We start from the raw sequence: 25,496 nt of genomic DNA on the forward strand, positions 1-25,496 counted from the left end.
AAATGCGGCTTTTATTTTGACTGGGGCCGCATATGCAGCACGATGGATATTGGGTTTTCTCGCAGATTGATCCCGTAGCATTCAGTTTGGGACCACTATCGGTACGCTGGTATGGTCTCATGTACCTGTTCGGTTTCGCGTTTGCCATGTGGCTTGCCGGCCGTCGCGCCGATGCGCCGAACAGCGGCTGGACCCGCAACGAGGTATCGGATCTGCTGTTCTACGGTTTCCTCGGGGTGATCCTCGGTGGCCGTGTCGGTTACGTGCTGTTCTACAACTTCGATCTCTTCCTCGCGGATCCCACCTATCTGTTCAAGATCTGGACCGGCGGTATGTCGTTCCACGGTGGGTTGATCGGGGTGATCACCGCGATGATCTGGTTTGCCCACAAGACCAAGCGCCACTTCTTCACCGTGGCCGACTTTGTGGCACCGCTCATTCCGTTCGGTCTCGGCGTTGGCCGGATCGGCAACTTCCTCAACGGCGAGCTGTGGGGCCGGGTCACCGATGTGCCCTGGGCCATCATCTTCCCGGAGGCCGGCCCCGAGCCGCGTCATCCCTCCCAGCTCTACCAGTTCGCACTGGAAGGGGTGGTGCTGTTCATCATCCTCAACCTGTTCTGGCGCAAGAATCCGCCGCGCGGTGCCATCTCCGGCATGTTCCTGCTGTTCTACGGCCTGTTCCGCTTCCTGGTGGAGTTTGTGCGCCAACCGGACAGCCAGCTCGGTCTCTACTTCCAGGAGATCAGCATGGGCCAGATCCTCTCCACCCCGATGATTATCGCCGGAGCCCTGATGATCTGGGCCGCCTACAAGCGTCCGCAGTTGTTCGGTAATGCCGTGAAGGAGGCCAAATAATGCGAGCTTATCTCGACCTGATGCAGAAAATCCTCGATGAGGGGACCGTCAAGTCAGACCGTACCGGCACCGGTACTGTCTCCCTGTTCGGCCATCAGATGCGCTTCAATCTGGCGGAAGGTTTCCCGCTGGTCACCACCAAGAAGTGCCACCTGCGCTCCATCATTCACGAGCTGCTCTGGTTCCTCAATGGCGATACCAATACCGCCTATCTGAAGGAAAACGGCGTCAGCATCTGGGATGAGTGGGCCGACGAGAATGGCGATCTGGGGCCGGTTTACGGCGCTCAGTGGCGCTCCTGGCCTGCGGCCGACGGGTCTGTCATCGACCAGATCCAGAAGGCGGTGGATGACATCAAGCACAACCCTGATTCGCGCCGCATCATCGTATCTGCCTGGAACGTGGGCGAGCTGGACAAGATGGCGCTGGCTCCCTGCCACGCCTTCTTCCAGTTCTATGTGGCGGACGGCAAGCTCTCCTGCCAGCTCTACCAGCGCAGTTGTGATGTGTTCCTCGGCTTGCCGTTCAACATCGCCAGCTACGCCCTGCTGACCCACATGATGGCCCAGCAGTGCAATCTGGAAGTGGGTGACTTCGTCTGGACTGGCGGTGATGTGCACCTCTACTCCAACCACATGGAGCAGACAGCTCTGCAGCTCTCCCGCGAGCCGCGCCCGCTGCCGACCCTGGTGATCAAGCGCAAACCTGACTCCATCTTCGACTACAAGTTCGAGGATTTCGAGATCGAGGGTTATGACCCCCACCCCGGCATCAAGGCGCCCGTCGCCATCTGACAGAAAGGCGCCATGAGGCGCCTTTTTTTACATATAAAAACATTTAAAAATCTCATTATTGGCTAACTTAGTTGTGAATATGACGCAGGCAAAATCTGTTCTAGGTAGGCCAGTTCTATTTTGCTTTCGATTTTTCCGAGGTTTTTGGCAGCAAGAAACGATTTTCCATTGGTTGTTGCAGGCTATAGACTTAAATTCAAGTAATTTTGTGGAAAAATTAACCATGAGTGACGTAATCAAAAAGTTCCTGAAGCTGGAGGCCGCCTCCGGAATTATTCTGATCATGGCTGCCATGCTGGCAATGATTTTAGCCAATACCGCGCTGGCTGGCGGGTATCAGGCGTTTCTCGACACCCCGGTGCAAGTGCGCATTGCGGCCCTCGACATCAACAAGCCGCTGCTGCTCTGGATCAACGATGGCTTCATGGCGATCTTCTTCCTGCTGGTTGGCCTGGAAGTGAAACGAGAGATGCTGGAAGGGGCGCTCTCGACCCGGGTTCAGGCGACCTTCCCGGCTATTGCGGCGGTGGGTGGCATGCTGGCTCCGGCCTTGATCTACGCCTTTTTCAACTATTCGGATGAAGTGGCGCGCGCTGGATGGGCAATTCCGGCTGCGACCGATATCGCCTTTGCCCTCGGGGTGATGGCGCTGCTCGGCAAGCGGGTGCCGGTGAGCCTCAAGGTATTCCTGTTGGCGCTGGCCATCATGGATGACCTCGGCGTCATCATCATCATCGCGCTCTTCTATACCCAGCAGCTGTCGCTTGAGGCGCTGGCCATCGGTATTCTGGCAACCCTCATTCTGCTTTGGATGAATCGCCGTGGTGAGGATCGGATCAGCCTTTACATGCTGGTTGGTCTGGTGCTCTGGGTTGCGGTACTCAAGTCTGGTGTCCATGCGACTCTGGCGGGCGTGGTAGTGGGCTTTATGGTTCCGCTTAACGGCAAGCGTTACGCCTCGCCGCTCAAGTATCTGGAGCATCAGCTGCACCCCTGGAGTGCCTATCTGATCCTGCCGCTGTTTGCCTTTGCCAACGCAGGGGTATCGCTGGAGGGGATTGGTCTCTCCTCTCTGCTGAGTCCGGTGCCTATGGGGATCATGCTGGGGCTGTTTATCGGCAAGCCGCTCGGGGTGTTCACCATTAGCTGGCTGTCGGTCAAGCTGGGCATCGCCCAGTTGCCGCCCGGGGTCAACTTCAAGCAGATTTTTGCGGTCAGCATCCTCTGTGGCATCGGGTTCACCATGTCGATGTTTATCGCGTCGCTTGCCTTCGAGCACGGTGGGCTGGATTACGGCAGCTACTCTCGCCTCGGGATCTTGGTGGGCTCCACCATGGCGGCGGTAGTCGGCTATCTGGCCTTGCGCATGGCCCTTCCCAAGGGTGAAGGGGAACAGAGTACGGAGGGACTATGAAGCTGCATACAGGGTTGTTGATGCTGTTGTTGAGCCCCGCGGCATGGGCCGGCGGGCTGGAGGATTGCAAGCAGGACGCCACTTCGGCGAACTGCTCTGCCTATCTCAACGGGGTGGTAGACAGCGCCCTGCTGCTGGGGGACAAGCAGGCCAAGGCGCGCTTTGGCGAAACCTTCTCTGAGCGGGCGCTGAGCAGCCGGGCTGGCGAGATGGTAAAGCGTTCCAACAAGCGTTATTGCGCTGACCGGATGCCTGACAAGGCACGCCTCAAGGCCACTCTGATGGAGCAGTTTGGCGCGAACAAGGTTGACTCGGTTAGCGACATGTATGACATTCTGGCGGTTGAACTCAGCTGCTACCGGAGTCCGCGTCAAGCGGGAACCCCATCGGATGTCACACCTTAACTACAACCATCTCTACTATTTCTGGATGACTCAGAAGAAGGGCTCCGTTACCCAGGCAGCGGAAGCCCTTTTTTTGACCCCGCAGACGGTCACCGGCCAGATCAAGCTGCTGGAGCAGCGCCTCGGTGGCAAGCTGCTCAAGCGCAAGGGACGCTCCCTTGAGGCAACCGAGCTGGGCCAGCTGGTATTTCGTTATGCCGACAAGATGTTCAGCCTCTCCTACGAGATGCTCGATATCGTCAACTACCGCAAGGAGAGCCAGATCCTGTTCGACGTCGGCATCGCCGATGCCCTCTCCAAGCGCCTTGCCAGCCGCGTGCTGCTCTCTGTCATCCCCAATGATGGCTCCATCCATCTGCGCTGTTTCGAATCGACCCACGAACTGCTGCTGGAGCAGCTGAGCGAGCACAAGCTCGATATGATCCTCTCCGACTGTCCGGTGGACTCCAGCCAACATGCGGGGCTGCTCTCCAAACGGCTGGGCGGCTGTGGCGTCAGCTTCTTCTGCAAGGCGCCGCTGCCTGAAAAGCCCTTTCCAGCCTGTCTGGAAGAGCGCAAGCTGCTGATCCCCGGTCGTCGTACCGCCATGGGGCGTCAGCTGACCCAGTGGTTCGAGCAGCAGGGTGTCTCCCCCAGCATTCTTGGCGAGTTTGATGATGCCGCCTTGATGAAGGCGTTTGGCTTCTTCAATCAGGGGATTTTCATGGCTCCCACCATCTATCGGGAGGAGATCCTTGAGGGGGAGGGGGTGATGCTGATCGGGGAAACCCAGGATCTGATGGAGGAGTATTACGTCATCTTCGCCGAGCGGATGATCCAGCATCCGGCGGTGAAGCGGGTCTGCGAGAGCGATTTTACCTTTCTCTTTTCTGGCCAGGAGAACTTCTCCGCCATCCAGCCGGCCACCCTGTCGTTTTAAAACGACCCGTCACCACGTATCATCGGCGATCAGTGGTAGAGGAGAGATATTATGCAACTTGAAGAGATGGAAGCCAATGCGAGTAAAGCGGTGGCCTTGCTCAAGGCGCTGGCCAACGAACGGCGGCTGTTTATTCTGTGCCAGTTGCTGGAGCGCGAACTGTCGGTGGGGGAGCTCAACGAGCGATTGGGATTGAGTCAGTCGGCCTTGTCACAGCATCTTGCGCTGTTGCGGCGGGATGAGCTGGTGACGACACGCAAAGAGGCTCAGACGGTCTACTATTCGCTGCGCAGCCATGAGGTGCGTGAAATGATCAGTTTGCTGCATCGACTTTATTGCAGCGCAGATAAATAAAAAACCGGCACTAAGGCCGGTTTTTTCAGCTTTGATCAGCAGACGCTGATTAAGCCATAGCTTTGATCTGGGCAGACAGGCGGCTCTTGTGACGAGCAGCTTTGTTCTTGTGGATCAGGCCTTTGGTCGCCATACGATCCATGATCGGCTGAGCAACAGCGAAAGCGGCAGTCGCAGCAGCTTTGTCGCCAGAGGCGATAGCAGCAATGACTTTCTTCAGGTAGGTACGGGTCATGGAACGACGGCTGGCGTTGTGCTGACGGCGTTTTTCTGACTGAAGAGCGCGCTTCTTAGCAGATTTGATGTTAGCCAAGGTAAAACTCCTAAAACTGTCTTAGCGAGTGTATTGAAAAGGCCCGGAAATATGCCCTTCCAACCACATATTGTCAAATGATTTGTGCAAATAAACACCGCCTCCCGGTGGTGTGTCAGTAGGGAGACGGTTAAACTGTCGGCCGATTCTAGCAGCATTCTTTTCATTCTGACAGTTCCAGAGGCCTCGTCTTGAGTAAGAAATTGATCAAATCCGGCATGATAGTGTCCGGAATGACGCTGGCATCCCGCGTAATGGGCTTGGTTCGCGATGTGGTCATCGCAAATCTGCTCGGTGCCGGGGTGGCCGCCGACGTCTTCTTTTTTGCCAATCGCATTCCCAACTTTCTGCGTCGCCTGTTCGCCGAAGGTGCCTTCAACCAGGCCTTTGTTCCCGTGATGACGGAGTACAAGAAAAATGGCGACGAGGGGGAAGTGCGTGAATTGCTGGCGGCGGTGGCGGGCACGCTGGGGGGCATAGTGACTGTGATCACCCTGCTTGGTGTGCTCGGTTCGGGTGTGCTGACCGCGCTATTTGGCTGGGGCTGGTTCTGGGACTGGCTGCATGGCGGCCCTGCGGCCGAGAAGTTCGAGCTCGCCAGTCTGATGCTCAAAATCACCTTCCCCTACCTCTGGTTTATCACTTTTACCGCCATGGCGGGGGCCATCCTCAACACCTTCGGCCGCTTTGCAGTCTCGTCGTTTACGCCGGTGTTTCTCAACATCACCATGATTGCGGCGGCCTGGTGGATTGCGCCGTTGATGGACAAACCTGAGATCTCGCTGGCGATTGGTGTCTTTTTGGGCGGTTTGGTGCAGTTTTTGTTCCAGTACCCCTTTTTGCGCCAAATCAACATGCTGGTATGGCCCAAGTGGGGATGGAATCACCCTGGGGTGGTGAAGATCCGCACCCTGATGATCCCCGCCCTGTTCGGGGTATCGGTCAGCCAGATCAACCTGTTGGTCAATACCATGCTGGCTTCTTTCCTCGCGACCGGTGCCATCAGTTACCTCTACTACTCGGATCGCCTGCTGGAGTTCCCCCTCGGGCTGTTTGCGGTAGCCATCAGTACCGTGATCCTGCCTGCGCTGGCGAAGAAGCATGTGGATGCCGATCCGGCCGACTTCTCCCGCACCATGGATTGGGGGGTGCGGATGGTGATGCTGCTCGGCCTGCCCGCCATGATAGGCATTGCGGTGATGCGCGAGCCCATTTTGCGAGTGCTGTTCATGCGCGGCGAATTTGGCCTGCATGAAGTGGCCATGTCGAGCGCCAGCCTGCTGGCCTCCACTACCGGTCTGCTCTCCCTGATGCTGATCAAGGTGCTGGCGCCCGGTTACTACGCCCGTCAGGACACCAAGACGCCGGTGCGGATCGGGGTGATGTCGATGATTGCCAACATGGTCTGCAACCTCATCTTCATCTACCCGCTCGGTTACGTGGGGTTGGCGCTCTCGACCGCCTGCTCGGGCACTCTGAATGCGGCTTTGCTGTTCAAGGGGTTGTACCAGCAGAGCGTCTATCGTCCCTCCCGCCATACCGGCGTGTTCTGCCTCAAGTTGCTGGTCGCCAGCGTGCTGATGGGGGGCGTGCTCGCCTATCTGTCGCCGGATCTGACCCAGTGGGGGGCGTGGAGCATGGGCAAGGCCAGTTTGCAGCTGACCATGCTGCTGTCGCTGGGGGCAGCGGTCTATGCCGTGGTGTTGCTGCTGCTGGGCATTCGGCCGCGTCACCTTAAATCGGGGCAGCAGTAGCCGTGATCCTGCGGCGCCATGGGGATAGTGCCTCATGGCGCCGCAGGGGGCGTGATTGGGCCCGGATAGTTGAAATCAGGCTATGAGGGCTGACCCTGCCTGCTGCCTGATATATAATCCGCCGATTTCCATGGCAGCAACGCACAAGGCACTGATGGAGCTTATTCGCGGCATTCACAATCTCAAGCCCCGTCACCGGGGATGTGTATTAACTATTGGCAACTTTGATGGGGTTCATCAGGGTCACCATGCGGTATTGGCACGTCTCAAGGAGAAAGCGGCCCAGCTGGGATTGCCCGCCTGCGTCATGCTGTTTGAGCCGCAGCCGCTGGAGCTGTTTGCCGGTAGCGAGGCGCCGGCCCGGCTGAGCCGCTTGCGCGAGAAGTATGAAGCGCTGCAGGGGCTGCATATCGATCGCATGCTCTGCGTGCGCTTCAGCCACCGCTTTGCCGAGCAGGCGGCCTCGACATTCATCGAGCAGTTGCTGGTGGAGAAGCTCGGAGTGCGCTATCTGGTGGTCGGCGACGATTTTCGCTTCGGCAAGGGGCGGGAAGGGGATTTCCACCTGCTGGAGGAGGAGGGTCATCGCTTCGGCTTCGAGGTGATCAGTACCCAGAGCTTCCAGCTCGAACGGCAGCGGGTCAGCAGCACCCTGGTGCGTGAAGCCCTTAAGGCGGGCCGGATGGCGGAAGTGGAGCTGATGCTTGGCCGTCCCTACACCATCAGCGGCCGGGTGGCTCACGGCGACAAGCTGGGGCGCACCATAGGTTTTCCCACCGCCAATCTGGCCCTCAAGCGCCAGGTGATCCCGGTCGGTGGCGTGTTTGCGGTGGAAGTGATATGTTCCGGCAAGACCTTCCCCGGTGTAGCCAATGTGGGTGTACGGCCGACCTTGAGCGGTACACAAGCCAGATTGGAAGTACATCTATTTGATTTTTCTGGTGATCTATATGGTCAGCAGGTCAAGGTGCTGCTTCGCCACAAGCTGCGCGAAGAGCAGAAGTTTGCCTCTTTCACTGCCTTGAAAGAGCAGATCGAACGAGATGCCCTGGCGTCCCGAGCCTGGTTCGGGCTGCCACAATTCAATTTACCCAGCACTCTTTTAGAAAAGAAGGGAACCCAGGACTGATGAGCGACTATAAACACACCCTGAATCTTCCGGAAACCGAGTTTCCGATGCGTGGCGATCTGGCCAAGCGCGAACCCAACATGCTGAAACGTTGGTACGATCAGGATCTCTACGGCGCTATTCGCCGCGCCAAAGCGGGCAAGCCTTCTTTCATTCTGCACGATGGCCCCCCCTATGCGAACGGCAACATTCACATCGGTCACTCGGTCAACAAGATCCTCAAAGACATCATCATCAAGTCCAAGGGCCTCTCCGGTTTCGATTCCCCCTATGTGCCGGGTTGGGATTGCCACGGTCTGCCTATCGAACTGAAAGTGGAAGGCATGGTCGGCAAGCCGGGCGAGAAGGTTTCCGCTGCCGAATTCCGCGCCGAGTGCCGCAAATACGCCAAGACCCAGATCGAAGCGCAGAAGACCGACTTCATCCGTCTGGGTGTGCTGGGCGACTGGGAACACCCCTACCTGACCATGGATTTTGGCACCGAAGCCAACATCATCCGCTCCATGGCCAAGATCGTTGAAAACGGCCACCTGCACAAAGGCTCCAAGCCGGTGCACTGGTGTACCGATTGCGGCTCCGCGCTGGCTGAAGCCGAGGTGGAGTACTACGACAAGAACTCTCCCTCCATCGATGTGCGCTTCAAGGCCGTCGATGAGGCGACCGTTACCGCCAAGTTTGACTGCGCCGAAGGCCACACCGGCAAGGGCCCGATCTCTGCGGTGATCTGGACCACCACTCCGTGGACCCTGCCAGCCAACCGCGCCATCGCCATGCACGCCGATCTGGATTACGCACTGGTGCAGGTTGAAGGTGAGCACCCCGAGCGTCTGATCCTGGCCGCCGAGCTGGTCAAGGATGTGATGGATCGCGCCGGTATCGAGAAGTTCCACAATCTGGGTTACGCCAAGGGCGCCGCACTCGAGCTGCTGCGCTTCAACCACCCCTTCTACAGCTTCGACGTGCCGGTGGTACTGGGTGACCACGTCACCCTGGATGCCGGTACCGGTGCCGTTCACACCGCACCTGGCCACGGTCAGGAAGACTTCGTGGTCGGTCAGAAGTACGGTCTGGAAGTGGCCAACCCGGTTGGCAGCAACGGTGTTTACCTGCCGGATACCGAACTGTTTGCCGGCCAGCATGTGTTCAAGGCCAATGCCTCCGTGATCGAAGTGCTGACTGAGCGCGGCGCCCTGCTGCACCACAAGGTGTTCAACCACTCCTATCCGCACTGCTGGCGTCACAAGACCCCGATCATCTTCCGTGCCACCCCGCAGTGGTTCATCAGCATGGAGCAGAAGGGTCTGCGCAAGCGCGCGCAGGAAGAGATCGAGCGCATCGAGAAGGACGGCATTGCCCAGCAAGGCCAGAGCGGCTGGGTACCGGCCTGGGGTAAAAACCGCATTCAGGCGATGGTCGAGAACCGTCCTGACTGGTGTATCTCCCGTCAGCGTACCTGGGGTGTGCCCATCTCCCTGTTCGTCCACAAAGAGACTCAGGAACTGCACCCGGAATCCGTGCGCCTGATGCACGAAGTAGCCAAGCGGGTCGAGCAGTCCGGCATTCAGGCATGGTGGGATCTGGACAAGGCGGAGCTGCTGGGTGCCGATGCCGACAACTACGAGAAAGTACCTGATACCCTCGACGTCTGGTTTGACTCCGGTTCTACCCATGCCTCCGTGGTTGATGCCCGTCCCGAGTTCAACGGCAAGCCAGCCGACATGTATCTGGAAGGCTCTGACCAGCACCGCGGCTGGTTCATGTCCTCCCTGATGATCGGCGTGGCCATGAAAGACAAGGCCCCGTACAACCAGGTGCTGACTCACGGTTTCACTGTTGATGGTCAGGGTCGCAAGATGTCCAAATCCATCGGCAACGTGGTCAGCCCGCAGGACGTGATGAACAAGCTGGGTGCCGACATCCTGCGTCTGTGGGTAGCGAGCACTGACTACACCGGCGAGATGACTGTCTCCGACGAGATCCTCAAGCGCTCTGCCGATGCTTATCGTCGTATTCGCAATACTGCCCGCTTCCTGCTGGCCAACCTGAACGGCTTCAATCCGGCGACCGACATGGTGGCGCCTGCCGACATGGTGGTGGTGGATCGCTGGGCTGTGGGTCGTGCCAAAGCGGTACAGGCCGAGATCATGGCGGCATTCGACGAGTACAACTTCCACGGTGTAACCCAGAAGCTGATGCAGTTCTGCTCCATCGAGATGGGCTCCTTCTATCTGGACGTCATCAAGGATCGCCAGTACACCGCCAAGGCCGACAGCCTGGCCCGTCGCTCCTGCCAGACCGCCCTCTATCACATTGCCGAGGCCATGGTGCGCTGGATGGCGCCGATCATGAGCTTCACCGCTGATGAAATCTGGGCCCTGCTGCCGGGTGAGCGCGGCGAGTTCGTCTTCACCGAAGAGTGGTACGACGGCCTGTTCGGTCTGGAAGCGGGTGAATCCCTCAATGACGATTTCTGGGCCGAGATCCTCACCGTGCGTGGTGAAGTGAACAAGGCGCTGGAAGTGGCCCGTGGCGAGAAGCGTATCGGCGGTTCCCTGCAGGCCGAACTGACCCTGTTCGCCAAGCCGGAGCTGGCTGCACGCCTGAATGCCCTGGCTGATGAGCTGCGCTTCGTGCTGCTCACCTCCAAAGCCAAGGTTGTTGAGGCTGACACTGCGCCGGAAGGCTCTGTGGCGACCGAGCGTGATGACCTGTGGCTGAGCGTGGCCCAGTCTGCTGCCGCCAAGTGCGACCGCTGCTGGCACCATGTAGAAGATGTGGGCACCATCGCGGGTCACGAAGAGATCTGTGGTCGCTGTGTGACCAACGTTGAGGGTGACGGCGAAACTCGTCAATTTGCCTGATGAACATGACTCAACATAAAAGCGGCCTGCGTTGGCTGTGGCTGGCAGTGCTGGCCTTTGTACTGGACCAGGCGAGCAAGCTCGCCGTGGTCAAGTTGCTGCCATTTGGTTACCCGGGGGTGGAGATCACCCCCTTCTTCAATCTGGTTCACGTCTACAACAAGGGCGCCGCATTCAGCTTTCTGGCTGATCAGGGGGGCTGGCAGCGCTGGTTCTTCGCGGTGCTGGCTTTTGCCATCTGTGGATTGCTGATCCACTGGCTGCGCAAGCAGTCGGTGACCCAGCGTTGGAGCGGTATCGCCTATTCACTCATCATCGGCGGCGCCCTTGGCAACGTCTTTGATCGACTGGTGTTGGGCCATGTGGTCGATTTCCTCGACTTCTACTGGCAGCGTGCGCACTGGCCGGCATTCAATCTGGCTGACAGCTTTATCTTTATCGGGGCCGCCATGATTGTGCTGGACGGTTTCCGTGGTGAGAAAAAGGAGCAGGCATGAGCCAGCAGATCACCGCTAACAGCAGCGTGCTGTTCCACTTCTCCATCAAGCTGGAAGATGGCTCGGTTGCCGACAGCACGGCGCTGCACGGCAAACCTGCCCGCCTGCGGATGGGCGATGGCAGCCTGACCCCCACCTTCGAGCAGTGCCTGCTGGGGCTGAGCGAAGGGGAGAGCAAGAGCTTCACGCTGGCGCCGGAAGAGGCCTTTGGTCTCTCCAATCCCGACAATATCTACCATCTCGACCGTGCCAAATTTGGCGCCGATGTGGAGCCAAAAGTCGGCACCATCATCCTGTTCGATCAGCCCAATGGCAGCGAGCTGCCGGGCATCATCCGGGCGGTAGCCGGGATGTCGGTCACGGTCGATTTCAACCACCCGCTGGCCGGTCATACCGTCACCTTCGAGGTGGAGATCCTGGGCGTTGATGATGAGGAGAAGGTGCATTAATGGATATTCTGCTCGCTAACCCTCGTGGTTTTTGCGCCGGTGTCGATCGCGCCATCAGCATTGTCGAGAGCGCGCTGGAGAAGTTCGGTGCCCCCATCTATGTCCGCCACGAAGTGGTGCATAACCGTTATGTGGTGAACAAGCTGAAAGAGGCTGGAGCAGTCTTCGTCGAGGAGCTGGACGAGGTGCCGGACGACAGCATCGTCATCTTCTCTGCTCACGGCGTGGCCAAGACAGTGCGCGAGATGGCCAAGTCCCGCGCCCTCAAGGTATTTGATGCCACCTGTCCGCTGGTGACCAAGGTTCACATGGAAGTCCATCGCGCCAGTCGCAAGGGCTCCGAAGCCGTGCTTATCGGCCACGCTGGCCACCCCGAGGTGATCGGGACCATGGGGCAGTACGAGAATCGCGAAGGCGGCATGTATCTGGTGGAGACGCCGGAAGATGTGGCCAAGCTCAAGGTAAAGAATCCGGATGACCTCTGCTTCGTCACCCAGACCACCCTGAGCGTGGATGAGACCTCTGACGTGATCGATGCGCTGCGTAAGCACTTCCCCAAGATCCAGGGGCCGCGCAAGGACGATATCTGCTACGCCACCCAAAACCGTCAGGATGCGGTGCGGGAGATGGCGGGGCTGGTGGACGCCATGCTGGTGGTGGGGTCTCGCAACTCCTCCAACTCCAACCGGCTGCGCGAGCTGGCCGAGAAGGTGGGCGCCAGAGCCTATCTTATCGATGATGCGTCGATGATTGAGGCGAGCTGGCTGGAAGGGGTGAAGGCGATCGGCGTCACTGCTGGCGCATCCGCCCCCGAGGTGCTGGTGCAAAACGTGATTGCCCGTCTGCGGGATCTGGGTGGCAAGGTGGTCGCCGAGCATCCTGGCCGTGAAGAGAACGTAGTCTTTGAGGTTCCTCCCGAACTTAGAATAATTTGAGTGCAGCCAGGAAGGCTTAAGAATAAAGTGTGTTGATAATGACGCCGGGTTTGTTCAAGAGACAGGCTCGGCGTTAAACTTATGAAGCAGTCTGTCACCAAGGATGGGATATGATTGGATACTTTCGTGGCTTTTCTCTTATTGAGTTGATGATTGTCATCGCCATCGTGGCGATTCTTGGCACCATCGCTTATCCCGCCTATCAGCAATATGTGCTGACCAGTCATCGTGTCGAAGCCAAGGCCATGCTGCTCAATGCAGCCAATCGGCAAGAAACCTATTTTATGGATTTCAATCAGTATGCATCCTCTGCTGCTGCTCTTGGTATCAGTAGTGCATCTGAGAATGGTCTGTATCAATTATCCATTGCCGTATCAGGCAACACCTACACCTTGTCAGCCAGTGCTGGCGCGACGACAGCCCAAGCCAAAGATACCGATTGCACGGTGTTTTCCATTAATCAGTTCGGTGTCAAAAGTGCCTCTGGTGCAGCTAGCAATAGCTGTTGGGAATAGCCATGGCCATTCATGTTTCATCACATGAGAGAGGATTCAGCCTGCTGGAGGTGATGATCACCGCAGTCATCCTGTCGTTGGGGCTGCTTGGTCTGGTTGCTTTGCAAACCCATTCCAAATTTGCCAGTTATGAAGCTCGCCAGCGCACTATTGCCAGCTGGCTGGCTAACGATATGGTCGAACGAGTACGGATAAATCGCGATAGCTGGGCCGCATCCGGTGCAGTGACCGTTAATCTTGCTGCCAACTTGCCACGCCCGACATGCGCCGCCGCAGATGGCACAATCAGCGCGTGCAGTGCTGCAGATTTACGTAACGCCGACCTTCACTACTGGCAACAAGCCCTGCTTGGGGCCAGTGTTTCGGGGGCTGCATCTTCCCTGAATTCACCGATAGGCTGCGTGGTGCGGCGGGCTAATAATGTATTGGCTGTCGGGATATTCTGGGCTGGTAAACAAGATATATCTGATGGTGGGGCAGCTGCCGCCGCAGCAACGCTGATCAATGAGTGTCAACTCTCGACAGCAAATAATCTTTCGAGGCGCCAGTTTATTCTGACGACGACTTTATGAATTCTCGCGGTTTCACGCTGGTAGAGTGGCTGGTCGCTATGCTGCTCGGTCTATTTTTGTTGGCGGGGGTATTCACTGTTTTTGTGATGTCTCGCTCCAGCTCGGAAGATGCATTTGATCAAGGCGAACTGCAGGAAAATGGCAGACTGGCCATTCGGTTGATCAGCCAGGATATCAAGTGGGCCGGTTTTTTTGGCGCCTATACCGGCCAATCAACCCAGGTTGGCTCCTCACTGTCGCTCAGCACTGGCAGTACCATTTTATCAGCCAGTGATTGTCTGGATGAGCGCTCTGTCGGTAGTTTGCCATCACCTCTTGGGCCAATTCGCGGGCTTTGGGTTTCACGGGTTTCCGCAAGCAAAGGATTGAGTGGTTTTACTTGTATTGATGCCAACGATCGAGTGGCAAACTCCGATGTAATCAGTATCAAGCGACTGGTAGGGCGTCCTATACCAGCATCAGAGGGATTGGATACAAACCGCTTTTATATGGCAACCAATAGTCAGGAGGCGAGAGTCATCAAGGGAAGCGAAACCAGACCACTCTTTGGTGCCAATAATGAGAGCCAGATCTGGGAATACCAGCACTACATTTATTACCTATCACAAGAAGATGGCATTCCTGTTTTACGCAAGCGCTATTTGACCGTCAATGGTGGTTCTTCTCTGATTGGTGGCGCCATGGCGGAAGGGGTTGAACATATGATACTGATGTTCGGTATTGATGATTCAGTGATCCCCGATGGGCATATCGATAGATATCTTTCAGCTGACCAGATAGCTGCTCAGAGTTGGAATGAAGGTCGGGTATTGGGGGTGCGGTTATTTTTATTAATTAGAGCGGCGAAAGAGTCTGCACGTTACAAAAATAATAACACCTATCAACTTGGCAATCTGCCCCCGATAAAAGGCAATGGCGATGGCTATCGCCGCCTATTGCTGGAAAGCAGCATCGCATTGCGTAACCCGCAAATTGTTACTCGGAGTGGCACATGAGATCGTTTCAACAACAGCAAGGGATTGCACTGATAGTCGCACTGGTTATTCTGGTTCCTTTGACTCTGATTGCGGTAGTTGTCATGCAATCCAGTGGTATGAGTCTGAAGATGGCGGGTTCCAGTGCCAGTTTGCAACGGGCAGAGCACGAAGTTGAAGGTACTCTGGAGTCTGCCTTGAGCGATACTTCTCTCTCAACACAAATTGCTACACAGGCAATTGGGGTTTCAGCTGCAATAGGCACGACTACTCCATCGACGACTCTGACAGTCAATACAGAAAGTGTATGTAAACGCAAATTTGAAGCCAGTAGCCAGAATGTAACGCCAGCTTGTCGTTATGCTGAAGCCACCACATCCAGTGCTTATGGCAAGGTGAATAGCCAAATGACCTTTACTGCTGGGGTAGAACAACCCTTGCTCAGTGCCAATTAGGGAGCGGGTGATGAACATAAGGAACTGTTTGTTTACAAGCTTGCTGGTATTGTGTTGCGGAATATCAGGGGGATCTTTGGCGGTAGGTACTGGTTATTCCGACGATACCGAGTTGTTTATTTATGACTTTGCCAAGGCGGGGGACTTCCGCCCTAAGGTGCTCTTTATTTTCGATAACTCGGGGAGTATGAAAAATACAACCGAAGTTGCTAAAGAGCCTTATGACTCATCGATAAGTTATCCATCATTGGCTAATGATCCAGATGTTAACAATAGTAATCGCTTCATCTATTTCTCCAGTGATGGAAAAGTTCCCACTATCAACAGTACCAAACGTTTTAGTGAGAATTTAAATGCATGTGCGACATCTAAAGGCCCTCTAAATAATGTGGGCCGATTTCAGTCACGAGTTTGGGGATATGAAATATATGATAAAAATAGAAAGGGGCGTTGGCGTTCTCTAAATGATTTTGATATTTACAGTATAATAATCGCAGATTGCCAGCAAGATATTGATGAGCAAAACGCAAACAATCAATATTCAGGTCCATATTCAACATATATTGTTGATGGTTATCCCGTTGACAAGCCAAATCGTACAACGGGAAGCTGGTTTTACACATCAAACGTAGCCAATGCTCTTGCTAGTGGTAGTTCTACCCAGATCTCATTATTTACGGCAAATTATGTCCGTTGGTATTACGGTAGTACAGGAGTGTCAACACAAACTCGATTGAAAGTTGCTCAGGATGCAGTCAAAGAACTGGTTTTGGCTACGCCAGCTGTCGATTTTGGTCTGGCTGTTTTTAACTACAATGATGGCAATGAACCAGGTAGTAGAAATGGCGGAAGAATAATCCGCAATATTGTAGGTAACGATGCCATCCTCACCTCTGGTAAAAGCGGTGCGCAGGATTTGATTGACAAGGTAAATAGTTTGAGCTCTGACACTTGGACTCCCTTGTGTGAAACATTATATGAATCATATAGATACTTTGGCGGTTTGGGGGTGTACTTTGGTGACGATGATGTAAATCGTACTCCCAAGCGTGATAGCAATGCTGAAGTAACATCGGGTATATATAAAACCCCCTATGATAAATGTTCCAATAATGGTTATATCATCTATATGACAGATGGTGAACCAACCAATGATAAAGCAGCAGATTCCCTTGTTGCCAACCTGATCAGTACGTTATCTACAGAGGATAAGGTTGCTTATGGCGGCTTGGTTAGTTATGGCTCTTCTGGTGAAAAAAGCTATCTTGCTGCACTTGCCGGATATATGAAAAACAATGATGTAAACACCTCGGCTATTGGCAAACAAACAGTCACAACATTCACCGTGGGTTTTGGAGATGAAGCAATTAAGGGGGCCGGTGCATTATTGGCAGAGACCGCTCGTCGTGGTGGGGGTAAATACTATCCAGCAACCGATGCAACCCAACTTAACGAAGCATTAAAATCATCATTACTAGCTATCTTGAAAATGAATACCTCGCTGGTATCTCCCGCCATTGCCACTAATAACTTTGACCGTACTCGCAGCCTGAATAATATTTATTATGCAATGTTTGAGCCTGGTTCTGGTCCACGATGGAAGGGAAATCTTAAAAAGCTGGTTCTGAATCCAGATAAGGGTTATGTAGTCGATCAGAGCGGCTTACCTGCGATATCCAGTGATGGAACAATTCTTGAGTCAGCAAGAACCTATTGGTCATCCACCAGTGATGGTAACAAGGTTGCCGAGGGTGGGGTACAAGAGATGCTGGCAGCTAAAACCAATCGCAATCTTTATATTATTCCCCCTTCCACTAATACATTAACTCCCTTTAGCAAGTCTGCTCTTGAGGGTATGGCAGGCGGGGCGACGCAGCTACGCACTGTCATGAAGCTTGATAGTGCTGATAGCATGGATGACCTGCTTAATTGGACCAAGGGGATAGATGCGTTTGATGAGAATCAGGATGGTGATAGATCAGATAGTCGGGAGCATATTCTTGGTGACCCGTTGCATTCACGGCCATTAGTGATCAACTACGGTTGTACAACGTCGACAGGACAGACTACATGTACACCTGACTTGCGCATTATGATGGGAAGTAATGCCGGCTTCTTGCATATGTTTAAAGACAGTGGCACCACGGTTGATGAAAGCTGGGCCGTTATGCCTTATCAATTTATCGCGAATCAGAAAGCGCTGCGAGAGAACCTGGACTCATCAGTGCATCTCTATGGTGTGGATGCATCGCCTACAGTGCTGGTCAATGAGCAAGTAAAAGATGGTCATATCAAGTCGTCACAAGGTGACAAGGTGTGGTTATTTACCGGGCTGCGGGGTGGTGGCAAGGCCTATTATGCGTTGAATATATCCAATCCGGACTCCCCTTCGCTGATGTGGCGGTTGGATAAAAACAGCGCCGGTTTCAACAAACTGGGCGAGACTTGGTCGATCCCCGAGGTTGCGTTTATTCCCGGTTATTACACCGAAACCAATGGTAAAAAAACCTATAAGCCAGTCCTGATATTCTCTGGAGGTTATGATCAGGCCAAGAGCTATTTGGGCCAGGGGGCTGAAGACAGTGAAGGGGTGGGTATTTATATCGTGGATGCTGAGGCCGGCACGCTGTTGTTCAGCTTTACCCCGGATGCGGCCAGTGCAACCAACAAACAAGTAGCAGGCATGGTTTATAGCATGCCTGGCTCTGTCTCCGTGCTGGATAGTGATGGAGATGGTATTTCAGACCGAATCTATGCAGGAGATACCGGTGGCCAGATCTGGCGCATCGACATGAAGGGGACAGAAAAATCCAAATGGACGGCCATCAAATTTGCCAGTTTGGGTAATGCCCATTTAAGTGAGGGTGATAAGAAACTGGCAGACGACCGTCGCTTCTTTACTCAGCCCGTATTGGTGCGCACCATCAATAAAGGTTGGAAGTATGATGGTACAAATTATCTTTACAGTGAGCGTCCGTTTGATGCCGTATTGATAGGCAGTGGTGATAGAAATCGTCCTTCCTCAGAAGCGACAACCCAAAATGTGTATGTGATGCTACGTGACTACAATGTTAATCCAACCTTGTTTGGGGCAACGTCTGAACCAGCGGTGCCATCAAGTATCACACTGAACGATCTCTACGATGTGACCAGCGATCCCTTTACGGGTTTGAATGAAGAGCAGATTGTAAACACCACCAAGGCGTTGACCAGCAAGCTAGGATGGAAATTCTGGCTCAATGAAAGCGGTGAAAAATCGATGGGGGCTGGTTTGGTGTTGCAAGGCAAGCTCTATTTCACCTCCTTCTTGCCTCAGGTACAGGACTTCCAACAATGTACGATTCAATCGATCGGTGCCATGCGCCAATATATGATTGATATGCACTATGGCACTTCTTTCAAATATATACTGGATAGCAACAATCAGGAAGTTATTCAGCGTTACGTAGAGGTGCAAAATAAGGTTGCTGATGATCTGGTTATTCATGGTGGGGATGATGGCCGGATCAGGATTATAGGTGGTGCTCCGGGCAAGGAGGTCATCCTCAAAGATGATGGGAAGGGAGAGCCTGAGCGCTGTACCGGTGAAGGAGAATGCTCACAAGGTGCGGAAGAGGCAAAAATGGATATGTCCCCCAAGAAAATCTATCTCTATGAAGGAGAACAGGGATGAAACGCATGCTGCTCTGGTGTGTGGGCTTACCCTTGTTGGTTCATGCTCAAACGGAAGACATGAAATGTTATGTCACTCTGGAAGGTGGCGTGCAGATGGTGTTGCAGCAACCGGTTGCTGATACGAGCAAGGCAAATCTGGTCAGGGTGTTTAAACAGAAAGGTTATGAGATTGATGGGGTGGTGCATCTTGTCACAGAGGTAATCGAGTGCGTTCCTTTGGCGGCTACCTTTTCGCTGGCTGATGCAAAAAAACAAGATGAAATCCAACCCAGATAACGTTGGTTATTGAGTAGGGTAAAGGGGCTAAGAACAACTCAGCCCCTTTTTTTCGCTTCTGCTTCTGCCGGATGGGGAAACGATGATATCGACTCGAGGTGCTTGGTCGATACAAAACCGGAGTGTCATGTTGGTGCCAATCGCAGTGCCATCTGGACTAAATCGCACAAATTGTCGATTGGCCGTCACGGTATGTTTTTCAAGAAAGGGTTCTGTTGCTGATAACAAGATATCGCCATTTGCAATATCGAATTGGCGATCCTGATTGGTGTCGATAAAGACAAGCATGCGCTGAGCGCCGGTTTGATTTGCTAGTACACAACCTTCTTTTGTGGAGTTTCTAACAGGCATGGCAAGACATGCTGTGACGGGTTGCTGCTGTGTGATGGCTTGCCGTTGGCCGAAGATCAGGTGGTCCTGCAGGTTTCTTGTGTAGATGTCGCTGTCGGTAGATGTCAGCAGATTTGCCAATGACGGCAGTCCCAAGGTCAGCAGGATGGTTGTCAGGCTTGCAGATATTAAAAACTCAAGCAGGGTAAATCCATTTCGTGCCATAGCGTATGAGTCCTTGTTCAAAGGAGACTCTAAGCATAGTTATTGGATTGAAATGGATCCTTTTGTGCTCGTGTGTGTTTCGCGGTAGTTGTAGTTAATGCTGGTCATGGACATACAGCACCACTTGCCTGGCTATGGGCACGCCCGGCAGGCATAATTGCAATCTCAATGCCCTTTTCACCGCTTACACAGAGTGAAAAGATGACCTCGCTGTCAGACGTAATGGTGCCATCTGGGGTGAAGCGCAGTGCCTGTGCATCTGCAGAAATGGCCAGTTCTGCAGGAAACTCGGGACTTGCCGTCAGAGTTGTTTCGCTGCCATTGAGTTTCTGGTCGCTATTGCTGTCGATAAAGACTAACAGCCGAGTTGCTCCGCCGGTAACACACTCCTCCGCAGTCCCGCTGGTGGTGGTCAGGCAGAGAGTAACCGTTTGCTGGTTAGAGATAGCCTGTTGTCTGGCATAGTTTAAGTGGTTGAGAAGGCTTTTTTCCTGGGTCGCCAAATTATTGCTGCCAAGCAGGTTAGAGAGGGAAGGAATACCAATCCCCAACAGAATGACGCCCAGCGCAATGGCTATCATCAACTCCATCAGGGTAAATCCGGCGTTTTTCATATCTGCGAAGGCCTGTCGTTCCGTGACTATCTACAGCTTATCCTTCCCGCAGGTTGCTGTCACACGGTTACGCCTGTCTTGAACTGGCAGATTGCCCCCCTTTTCTTTATCATTCCCCATCATTTTCGAATTCAAGATGCATCGCCATGGCAAAAGCCCTCTCTCTGATGCTTGCCCAGTTGAATCTGACGGTAGGCGCCATCGAAGATAACACTGACAAAGTGCTCGCTGCGGCAGCTCAAGCCGAACAGCAAGGTGCCGATCTGCTTGTCTGCTCCGAGCTGGCCCTGACCGGTTATCCACCGGAAGATCTGTTGTTGCGTGCCGATCTGATGATCCGGGTCGAAGCCGCGTTGGCTCGTGTTGCCGAATGGCAGGGCAACTGTGCCATTTTGGTGGGTCACCCTTGGCGTGAAGGAGAGGCGCTCTACAACGCGGCTTCCCTCTATGAGCAGGGCCAGCTGATTGCCCGTTACTTCAAGCAGGATTTGCCCAACTACGGCGTGTTTGATGAGAAGCGCTACTTTACCGCTGCAAGCGAGACCTGCGTGGTGCCATTCCGGGGTCACCAGCTGGGGCTGCTCATCTGTGAAGATCTGTGGCAGCCGGGTCCGGCGCTGGCCGCCAAGGCGGCAGGGGCCGAACTGCTGCTCACCATCAACGCCTCGCCCTATGATCAGGAAAAACCTTGGATCCGCCGCGAGCTGATGTCCGAGCGCTGCGATCAGACCGGTCTGCCGCTGGTCTACCTCAATCAGGTGTGCGGTCAGGACGAGCTGATTTTCGACGGCTGCTCCAAGGTGTTCAGCAGCCAGGGTGAGTTGACCCACAAGCTGGCCCCGTTTGCCGAAGAGCTGGCGCTGGTACGTTTTGCTGATGCCCAGCCGGTGAAGGAGCGGGAACCCGCGGCGCCGCTCGAGCCGTTGGCCGAGACCTATCAGGCACTGGTGCTGGCAGTGCGCGACTATGTCACCAAGAACGGCTTTCACGGCGCTGTGCTGGGTCTCTCCGGCGGGATCGACTCGGCGCTGACGCTGGCTATCGCGGCCGATGCCATCGGGGCCGACAAGGTGCAGGCGGTGATGATGCCGTTCCGCTACACAGCACAGATGAGTGTGGAAGATGCCAAGGAGCAGGCCGAGCGGATGGGGGTTGAGTTCAACATCATCTCCATCGAGCCTATGTTCGAAGGGTTTATGACCCAGCTGGCGCCGCTGTTTGAAGGCACCGCCCGCGATACCACCGAAGAGAACCTGCAGGCCCGCTGCCGCGGTGTGCTGCTGATGGCGCTCTCTAACAAGCGTCGTCGTATCGTGCTGACCACCGGTAACAAGAGCGAGATGGCGGTCGGCTATGCCACGCTGTACGGTGACATGGCCGGTGGCTTCGACGTGCTGAAAGATGTGCCCAAAACGCTGGTCTTCAAGCTGTGCGAATATCGCAACTCGGTCGACTACGTTATCCCTCAGCGGGTTATCGACCGTCCGCCTTCGGCAGAATTGGCACCGGATCAGGTGGATCAGGACAGTCTGCCCCCGTACGACATCCTGGATGCCATCCTCAAGCGCTACGTGGAAGAGGATGCCTCGGTCGCCGACATGGTGGCAGAAGGGTTCGAGGAAGCGGTGGTGCGCAAGGTGATCCGCTTGGTGGATCTCAACGAATACAAGCGCCGTCAGGCGGCGGTCGGGCCCCGCATTACGGCTCGCAACTTTGGTAAGGATCGCCGTTACCCCATTACATCCGGGTTCGGCAAACAGAACTGGTAAGGAGTCACCATGAAGAAGATTGAAGCCATCATCAAACCGTTCAAGCTGGACGATGTGCGCGAGGCCCTGGCCGAGATCGGCATCAACGGCATGACCGTATCCGAAGTCAAAGGCTTCGGCCGCCAGAAGGGCCATACCGAGCTCTATCGCGGCGCCGAATATATGGTCGACTTCCTGCCGAAAGTGAAGGTGGAGCTGGTGGTGCAGGACGAGGATCTCGATGCCTGTCTGGAAGCGATCCAGAACACCGCCCGCACCGGCAAGATTGGTGATGGCAAGATCTTCGTCTGCGAGGTGGAGCGTGTCATTCGTATCCGTACCGGCGAAGAGAACGAAGACGCGATCTGACCTTGGCTATCTCTTTACCTGACCAGAGGTGCGAAGTGCTGCCTCATTTGATGGGGTGGCTGCGCTTCGTGGTGGTCGCCAGCCTGTTGGCGGGCCTGACTGCTTGCAGTACCCGTCCACCTGCTCAGCCGGAGAATCTGTGTCAGATCTTTCGCGAGAAGCCTGACTGGCACAAGGCCGCGCTCAAGATGAACGATAAGTGGGGGACGCCGATCCATGTGGTGATGGCCATGATGTATCAGGAGTCCTCTTACGTACATGATGCCCAGCCGCCGATGCAGTATTTCCTCTTCATCCCGACCGGGCGGGCCAGTTCGGCTTATGGTTATGCTCAGGTCAAAGATGAAACCTGGGCCGATTACCAGCGAGAAACCGGCAACAGCTGGAGTGACCGCGATGATTTTGCCGACGCCATCGATTTTATGGGTTGGTACACTAACAAAGCCCAGCGGCTAAATGGCACCTCCAAGTGGGATGCCTATGGCCAGTACCTCAACTATCACGAAGGGTGGGGTGGCTACCGGCGTGGCAGCTATCGCAGCAAGGGGTGGTTGATGAAGACCTCTCGCAAGGTGGAAGCTCGCGCTCAGCGCTACGGCGCCCAGTACCGTCAATGCAAGGATCAGCTCTCCCGTGGGGGCTGGTTCTGGTAACCAAATCAGGAGTCAGAAATGCCGTTATTGGACAGTTTTACCGTTGACCACACCCGTATGGAAGCGCCAGCGGTGCGTGTGGCCAAGACCATGCAGACCCCGAACAAGGACACCATTACCGTGTTCGACCTGCGTTTCTGCGTACCGAATCAGGAGATCCTCTCCGAGCGCGGTATTCATACACTGGAGCACCTGTTCGCCGGTTTTATGCGTGATCACCTGAACGGCAACGGCGTGGAGATCATCGACATCTCCCCCATGGGCTGCCGTACCGGCTTCTACATGAGCCTGATCGGCGCGCCGGACGAAGCCCGGGTTGGCGCCGCCTGGCAGGCGGCCATGAGCGACGTGCTGACCGTGCAGGATCAGGCCAAGATCCCCGAGCTGAACGAGTATCAGTGCGGCACCTACAGCATGCACTCGCTGGAAGAGGCGCACGCCATCGCCCGTCATGTGCTGGAGCGCGGTATCGGCGTCAACCACAACGACGAGCTGGCCCTGCCGGAAGAGAAGCTGAAGAGTCTTTGAGGCTGATGAGCTGTCGCTCATCGGAGAACCTCTTCAGGAAATGTTAAAAGAGCCGGTTAGCCATGCTGACCGGCTCTTTTTTATCTCGCCCGACCGCCATAGTGGGGATGGCTTGCTCACCTTGCCGACTCTGATTAGGATGGTTTTTGAACCGAATCCGTTGGCGGAGGTGTGACGATGAAAGGGATATTGGTGCGTTGGTTGGCCCGTTACGATGCATGGTGTGAGGAGTGGGGACTCACTCAGGAGAACCGGCGCTGCTGCACGCCGGTTCGTTATGATGATGATTCAAGCAAAGAGCGAGCTTGCGCAGAAGAGGCTGAGCTCAATCAAAATTGCGGGTCACGGCACCGGTAACGCTGTTGTACTCGAAGCCGAGGCCGTTGGGGTGATCCGGGAAGCGGCCGATAGAATCGCGAAGAATATAACGGCAGTTATCGTGACGTAGCCCCCCGTCAATTTGGTCATCTGCAGCAATGATCTCAGAGGTGTAGTCTGTGTCCGTATTTTTGTCTGCTAGGTCAGGAACGGTTTGATTGGTATCAAGTAATCCAGTGAAAAGTAGTTTGCAGTCATCCGGGCTACTGACCGATATCTGGTCACTTGTGCCTCCGGGGAAAACAATATCAACACCTTGATTACCCTGATCCTCTTTTGTCCCCACAGGCCAGCCGTAGTGGTTGATATCCAAATCTTTATTGCCCATCCCACTGAAGTTATACAGTGCGAGGTCTTGTCCCTGCACTTTCACCGCCCACCCAGCATGAGCCAGCTGAATTGCACTGGCAAAGCTGCCTGCGGTCGCCGAGACCGTGCTTTTCAGGGCATCATCCTTGATATTGATAAAGCGGGGCAGGGCGGTGACGGCCAGGATCCCCAGCACTATGATCACCAACACCAGTTCAATCAGGGTAAAGCCGTTGTTTCTGTTGTTCATCATGTTCAATGACCCATTAAATACCGCAAACAGGTGTGAGTGATATGCAGCTGATAGATACCCATTGCCATTTCGACTTTCCGGTGTTCGACCAGGACAGGGAGGCGCTGCTGGCCCGTTGTCGGGCATTGGGGGTGACGGAGTATATCATTCCTGCCATCGCAGAGGATAACTGGACTCGTGTGATGGGTCTGGCAGAGCAGCATGACGGCCTCTTTTATGGTCTGGGCATTCATCCCTGGTATGCCGGTGAACAGCGGGAGGGGGTGATGGAGCGGTTGCGAACGCTGGTGATGAGCCAACCTGCCGGGCTGGTGGCCATAGGCGAGTGCGGGCTGGACCTCCGTTCACACGTGCCGCAGGAGGGGCAGGTGGCGCTGTTTGAGGCTCAGATCCGGCTGGCTGCCGATGTCGGGCTTCCCCTTATGATCCACTCGGTGCGCGCCAATGACACTGTGGCCAAGCTGTTGCGCCGCTTCAAGCCGCCTCGTGGTGGGGTGATCCATGCTTTCAGCGGTTCGTTGCAGCAGGCGGAGGCTTTCTGGCAACTGGGCTTTCGACTCGGGGTGGGCGGGGTGATCAGTTTTGAACGGGCGAACAAGACGCGAGAGGTATTTCGGGTCATGCCGCTCGAGGCTCTGGTGCTGGAAACCGATTCGCCCGATATGCCGTTGCAAGGCGCACAAGGCTCCCGAAATACCCCGGAAGCGCTGCCGAAAATAGCGGAAATATTGATGACCTTACGGGAGGAATCATCGGCGGATGTTACCAAGGTGTTATTTGAAACTGCCCGGCATATTTTCCATCACGACCAATAGTCATGAAACAAATTCGCAACACCTGATTTAGTTGTCAGGAAAAAAAATGAGCGTAAAAATCGTTTGCTGTCTAATTTTGTGACACTTGGACATTTTGATAACGATAAAATGTGACCAGTATTCTATT

At 54.9% G+C, this 25,496-nt stretch carries 27 protein-coding genes; 23 read left to right on the forward strand and 4 right to left on the reverse strand.

Features of this window, described 5'->3' with window-relative positions:
• The first annotated feature begins 32 nt into the window (after nt 1-32).
• From lgt to LRL22_RS08900, 6 genes are all read left to right on the forward strand, one after another.
• Nucleotides 33-857 carry a prolipoprotein diacylglyceryl transferase gene (gene lgt, locus LRL22_RS08875; protein ID WP_031227775.1) on the forward strand — a complete coding sequence of 275 codons (825 nt, stop codon included), beginning with the start codon at nt 33-35 and terminating at the stop codon, nt 855-857.
• A complete protein-coding gene (gene thyA, locus LRL22_RS08880) occupies nt 857-1,651 on the forward strand; it encodes a thymidylate synthase (protein ID WP_005340427.1) in 795 nt (264 codons plus the stop codon). The genes lgt and thyA overlap by 1 nt, the downstream gene beginning before the upstream one ends.
• Before the next feature lie 223 nt (nt 1,652-1,874).
• Nucleotides 1,875-3,065: a Na+/H+ antiporter NhaA gene (gene nhaA, locus LRL22_RS08885; protein ID WP_270905212.1), complete on the forward strand. Its 1,191-nt coding sequence runs from the start codon at nt 1,875-1,877 to the stop codon at nt 3,063-3,065.
• The gene (locus LRL22_RS08890) at nt 3,062-3,469 is read left to right on the forward strand and encodes a hypothetical protein (RefSeq protein WP_042053339.1); all 408 of its coding nucleotides are present in this window, start codon (nt 3,062-3,064) and stop codon (nt 3,467-3,469) included. Before nhaA ends, LRL22_RS08890 begins: the two co-directional genes overlap by 4 nt.
• Entirely contained in the window at nt 3,456-4,388 is a 933-nt protein-coding gene (nhaR, locus tag LRL22_RS08895) for a transcriptional activator NhaR (protein WP_005340434.1), read from the forward strand. Before LRL22_RS08890 ends, nhaR begins: the two co-directional genes overlap by 14 nt.
• A gap of 51 nt (nt 4,389-4,439) precedes the next feature.
• Nucleotides 4,440-4,742, forward strand: a complete 303-nt coding sequence (locus LRL22_RS08900) for an ArsR/SmtB family transcription factor (protein ID WP_013724128.1) — start codon at nt 4,440-4,442, stop codon at nt 4,740-4,742.
• Nucleotides 4,743-4,791: 49 nt separating this feature from the next.
• Here LRL22_RS08900 and rpsT read toward each other — a convergent pair whose 3' ends face one another.
• A complete protein-coding gene (gene rpsT / locus LRL22_RS08905) occupies nt 4,792-5,055 on the reverse strand; it encodes a 30S ribosomal protein S20 (protein ID WP_005308808.1) in 264 nt (87 codons plus the stop codon).
• A 191-nt stretch (nt 5,056-5,246) separates the two neighbouring features.
• On the opposite strand from rpsT, the gene murJ reads away from it, so the two are divergent.
• From murJ to tapY2, 12 genes are all read left to right on the forward strand, one after another.
• Complete coding sequence (gene murJ / locus LRL22_RS08910) at nt 5,247-6,809, forward strand: murein biosynthesis integral membrane protein MurJ (RefSeq protein WP_270905213.1); 1,563 nt, start codon at nt 5,247-5,249, stop codon at nt 6,807-6,809.
• Nucleotides 6,810-6,963: 154 nt separating this feature from the next.
• Nucleotides 6,964-7,938 carry a bifunctional riboflavin kinase/FAD synthetase gene (gene ribF, locus LRL22_RS08915; RefSeq protein ID WP_270905253.1) on the forward strand — a complete coding sequence of 325 codons (975 nt, stop codon included), beginning with the start codon at nt 6,964-6,966 and terminating at the stop codon, nt 7,936-7,938.
• Nucleotides 7,938-10,799: an isoleucine--tRNA ligase gene (gene ileS / locus LRL22_RS08920; RefSeq protein ID WP_270905214.1), complete on the forward strand. Its 2,862-nt coding sequence runs from the start codon at nt 7,938-7,940 to the stop codon at nt 10,797-10,799. Before ribF ends, ileS begins: the two co-directional genes overlap by 1 nt.
• Entirely contained in the window at nt 10,799-11,296 is a 498-nt protein-coding gene (gene lspA / locus LRL22_RS08925; RefSeq protein ID WP_005340447.1) for a signal peptidase II, read from the forward strand. The genes ileS and lspA overlap by 1 nt, the downstream gene beginning before the upstream one ends.
• The gene (fkpB, locus tag LRL22_RS08930; protein ID WP_005341354.1) at nt 11,293-11,745 is read left to right on the forward strand and encodes an FKBP-type peptidyl-prolyl cis-trans isomerase; all 453 of its coding nucleotides are present in this window, start codon (nt 11,293-11,295) and stop codon (nt 11,743-11,745) included. The genes lspA and fkpB overlap by 4 nt, the downstream gene beginning before the upstream one ends.
• Nucleotides 11,745-12,680 (forward strand): 4-hydroxy-3-methylbut-2-enyl diphosphate reductase, encoded by a 936-nt coding sequence (gene ispH, locus LRL22_RS08935; protein ID WP_270905215.1) that lies wholly within the window; start codon nt 11,745-11,747, stop codon nt 12,678-12,680. The genes fkpB and ispH overlap by 1 nt, the downstream gene beginning before the upstream one ends.
• A 110-nt stretch (nt 12,681-12,790) precedes the next feature.
• Nucleotides 12,791-13,195, forward strand: a complete 405-nt coding sequence (locus LRL22_RS08940) for a type IV pilin protein (RefSeq protein ID WP_270905216.1) — start codon at nt 12,791-12,793, stop codon at nt 13,193-13,195.
• Nucleotides 13,196-13,197: 2 nt separating this feature from the next.
• Nucleotides 13,198-13,767, forward strand: a complete 570-nt coding sequence (pilV, locus tag LRL22_RS08945; protein ID WP_236381100.1) for a type IV pilus modification protein PilV — start codon at nt 13,198-13,200, stop codon at nt 13,765-13,767.
• Nucleotides 13,764-14,762, forward strand: a complete 999-nt coding sequence (locus tag LRL22_RS08950) for a PilW family protein (protein ID WP_270905217.1) — start codon at nt 13,764-13,766, stop codon at nt 14,760-14,762. Before pilV ends, LRL22_RS08950 begins: the two co-directional genes overlap by 4 nt.
• Complete coding sequence (gene tppD / locus LRL22_RS08955; RefSeq protein ID WP_110304056.1) at nt 14,759-15,196, forward strand: type IVa pilus pseudopilin TppD; 438 nt, start codon at nt 14,759-14,761, stop codon at nt 15,194-15,196. The genes LRL22_RS08950 and tppD overlap by 4 nt, the downstream gene beginning before the upstream one ends.
• 10 nt (nt 15,197-15,206) lie before the next feature.
• Nucleotides 15,207-18,869: a pilus assembly protein gene (locus LRL22_RS08960; protein ID WP_270905218.1), complete on the forward strand. Its 3,663-nt coding sequence runs from the start codon at nt 15,207-15,209 to the stop codon at nt 18,867-18,869.
• Nucleotides 18,866-19,147: a type IVa secretion system protein TapY2 gene (tapY2, locus tag LRL22_RS08965; RefSeq protein WP_019445572.1), complete on the forward strand. Its 282-nt coding sequence runs from the start codon at nt 18,866-18,868 to the stop codon at nt 19,145-19,147. Before LRL22_RS08960 ends, tapY2 begins: the two co-directional genes overlap by 4 nt.
• A gap of 27 nt (nt 19,148-19,174) precedes the next feature.
• Here the strand turns inward: tapY2 and LRL22_RS08970 are convergent, their stop codons facing one another.
• Both LRL22_RS08970 and LRL22_RS08975 read right to left on the reverse strand, forming a co-directional pair.
• On the reverse strand, nt 19,175-19,702 hold the full coding sequence (locus tag LRL22_RS08970; RefSeq protein ID WP_058058695.1) for a GspH/FimT family protein: 528 nt from the start codon (nt 19,700-19,702) through the stop codon (nt 19,175-19,177).
• Between the two features lie 104 nt (nt 19,703-19,806).
• The gene (locus LRL22_RS08975) at nt 19,807-20,316 is read right to left on the reverse strand and encodes a GspH/FimT family pseudopilin (protein ID WP_270905219.1); all 510 of its coding nucleotides are present in this window, start codon (nt 20,314-20,316) and stop codon (nt 19,807-19,809) included.
• A 146-nt stretch (nt 20,317-20,462) separates the two neighbouring features.
• On the opposite strand from LRL22_RS08975, the gene LRL22_RS08980 reads away from it, so the two are divergent.
• The 4 genes from LRL22_RS08980 to luxS are packed head-to-tail and all read left to right on the forward strand — an operon-like array spanning nt 20,463 to nt 23,614.
• On the forward strand, nt 20,463-22,085 hold the full coding sequence (locus tag LRL22_RS08980) for an NAD+ synthase (RefSeq protein ID WP_270905220.1): 1,623 nt from the start codon (nt 20,463-20,465) through the stop codon (nt 22,083-22,085).
• 9 nt (nt 22,086-22,094) lie between these two features.
• Nucleotides 22,095-22,433, forward strand: a complete 339-nt coding sequence (gene glnB / locus LRL22_RS08985; protein ID WP_005308848.1) for a nitrogen regulatory protein P-II — start codon at nt 22,095-22,097, stop codon at nt 22,431-22,433.
• 50 nt (nt 22,434-22,483) lie between these two features.
• Nucleotides 22,484-23,086 (forward strand): transglycosylase SLT domain-containing protein, encoded by a 603-nt coding sequence (locus LRL22_RS08990; RefSeq protein ID WP_270905254.1) that lies wholly within the window; start codon nt 22,484-22,486, stop codon nt 23,084-23,086.
• 18 nt (nt 23,087-23,104) lie between these two features.
• Nucleotides 23,105-23,614, forward strand: a complete 510-nt coding sequence (gene luxS / locus LRL22_RS08995; protein ID WP_005340462.1) for an S-ribosylhomocysteine lyase — start codon at nt 23,105-23,107, stop codon at nt 23,612-23,614.
• Between the two features lie 325 nt (nt 23,615-23,939).
• Here the strand turns inward: luxS and tppF are convergent, their stop codons facing one another.
• Nucleotides 23,940-24,554 (reverse strand): type IVa pilus pseudopilin TppF, encoded by a 615-nt coding sequence (gene tppF, locus LRL22_RS09000; RefSeq protein ID WP_270905221.1) that lies wholly within the window; start codon nt 24,552-24,554, stop codon nt 23,940-23,942.
• A gap of 41 nt (nt 24,555-24,595) precedes the next feature.
• Here tppF and LRL22_RS09005 point away from each other — a divergent pair, with 41 nt between their 5' ends.
• Complete coding sequence (locus LRL22_RS09005; RefSeq protein WP_270905222.1) at nt 24,596-25,369, forward strand: TatD family hydrolase; 774 nt, start codon at nt 24,596-24,598, stop codon at nt 25,367-25,369.
• Nucleotides 25,370-25,496 lie beyond the last annotated feature (127 nt).

Origin of the sequence: Aeromonas sp. PI_26 (assembly GCF_027854445.1) — a bacterium.
Lineage (GTDB): Bacteria > Pseudomonadota > Gammaproteobacteria > Enterobacterales > Aeromonadaceae > Aeromonas > Aeromonas veronii.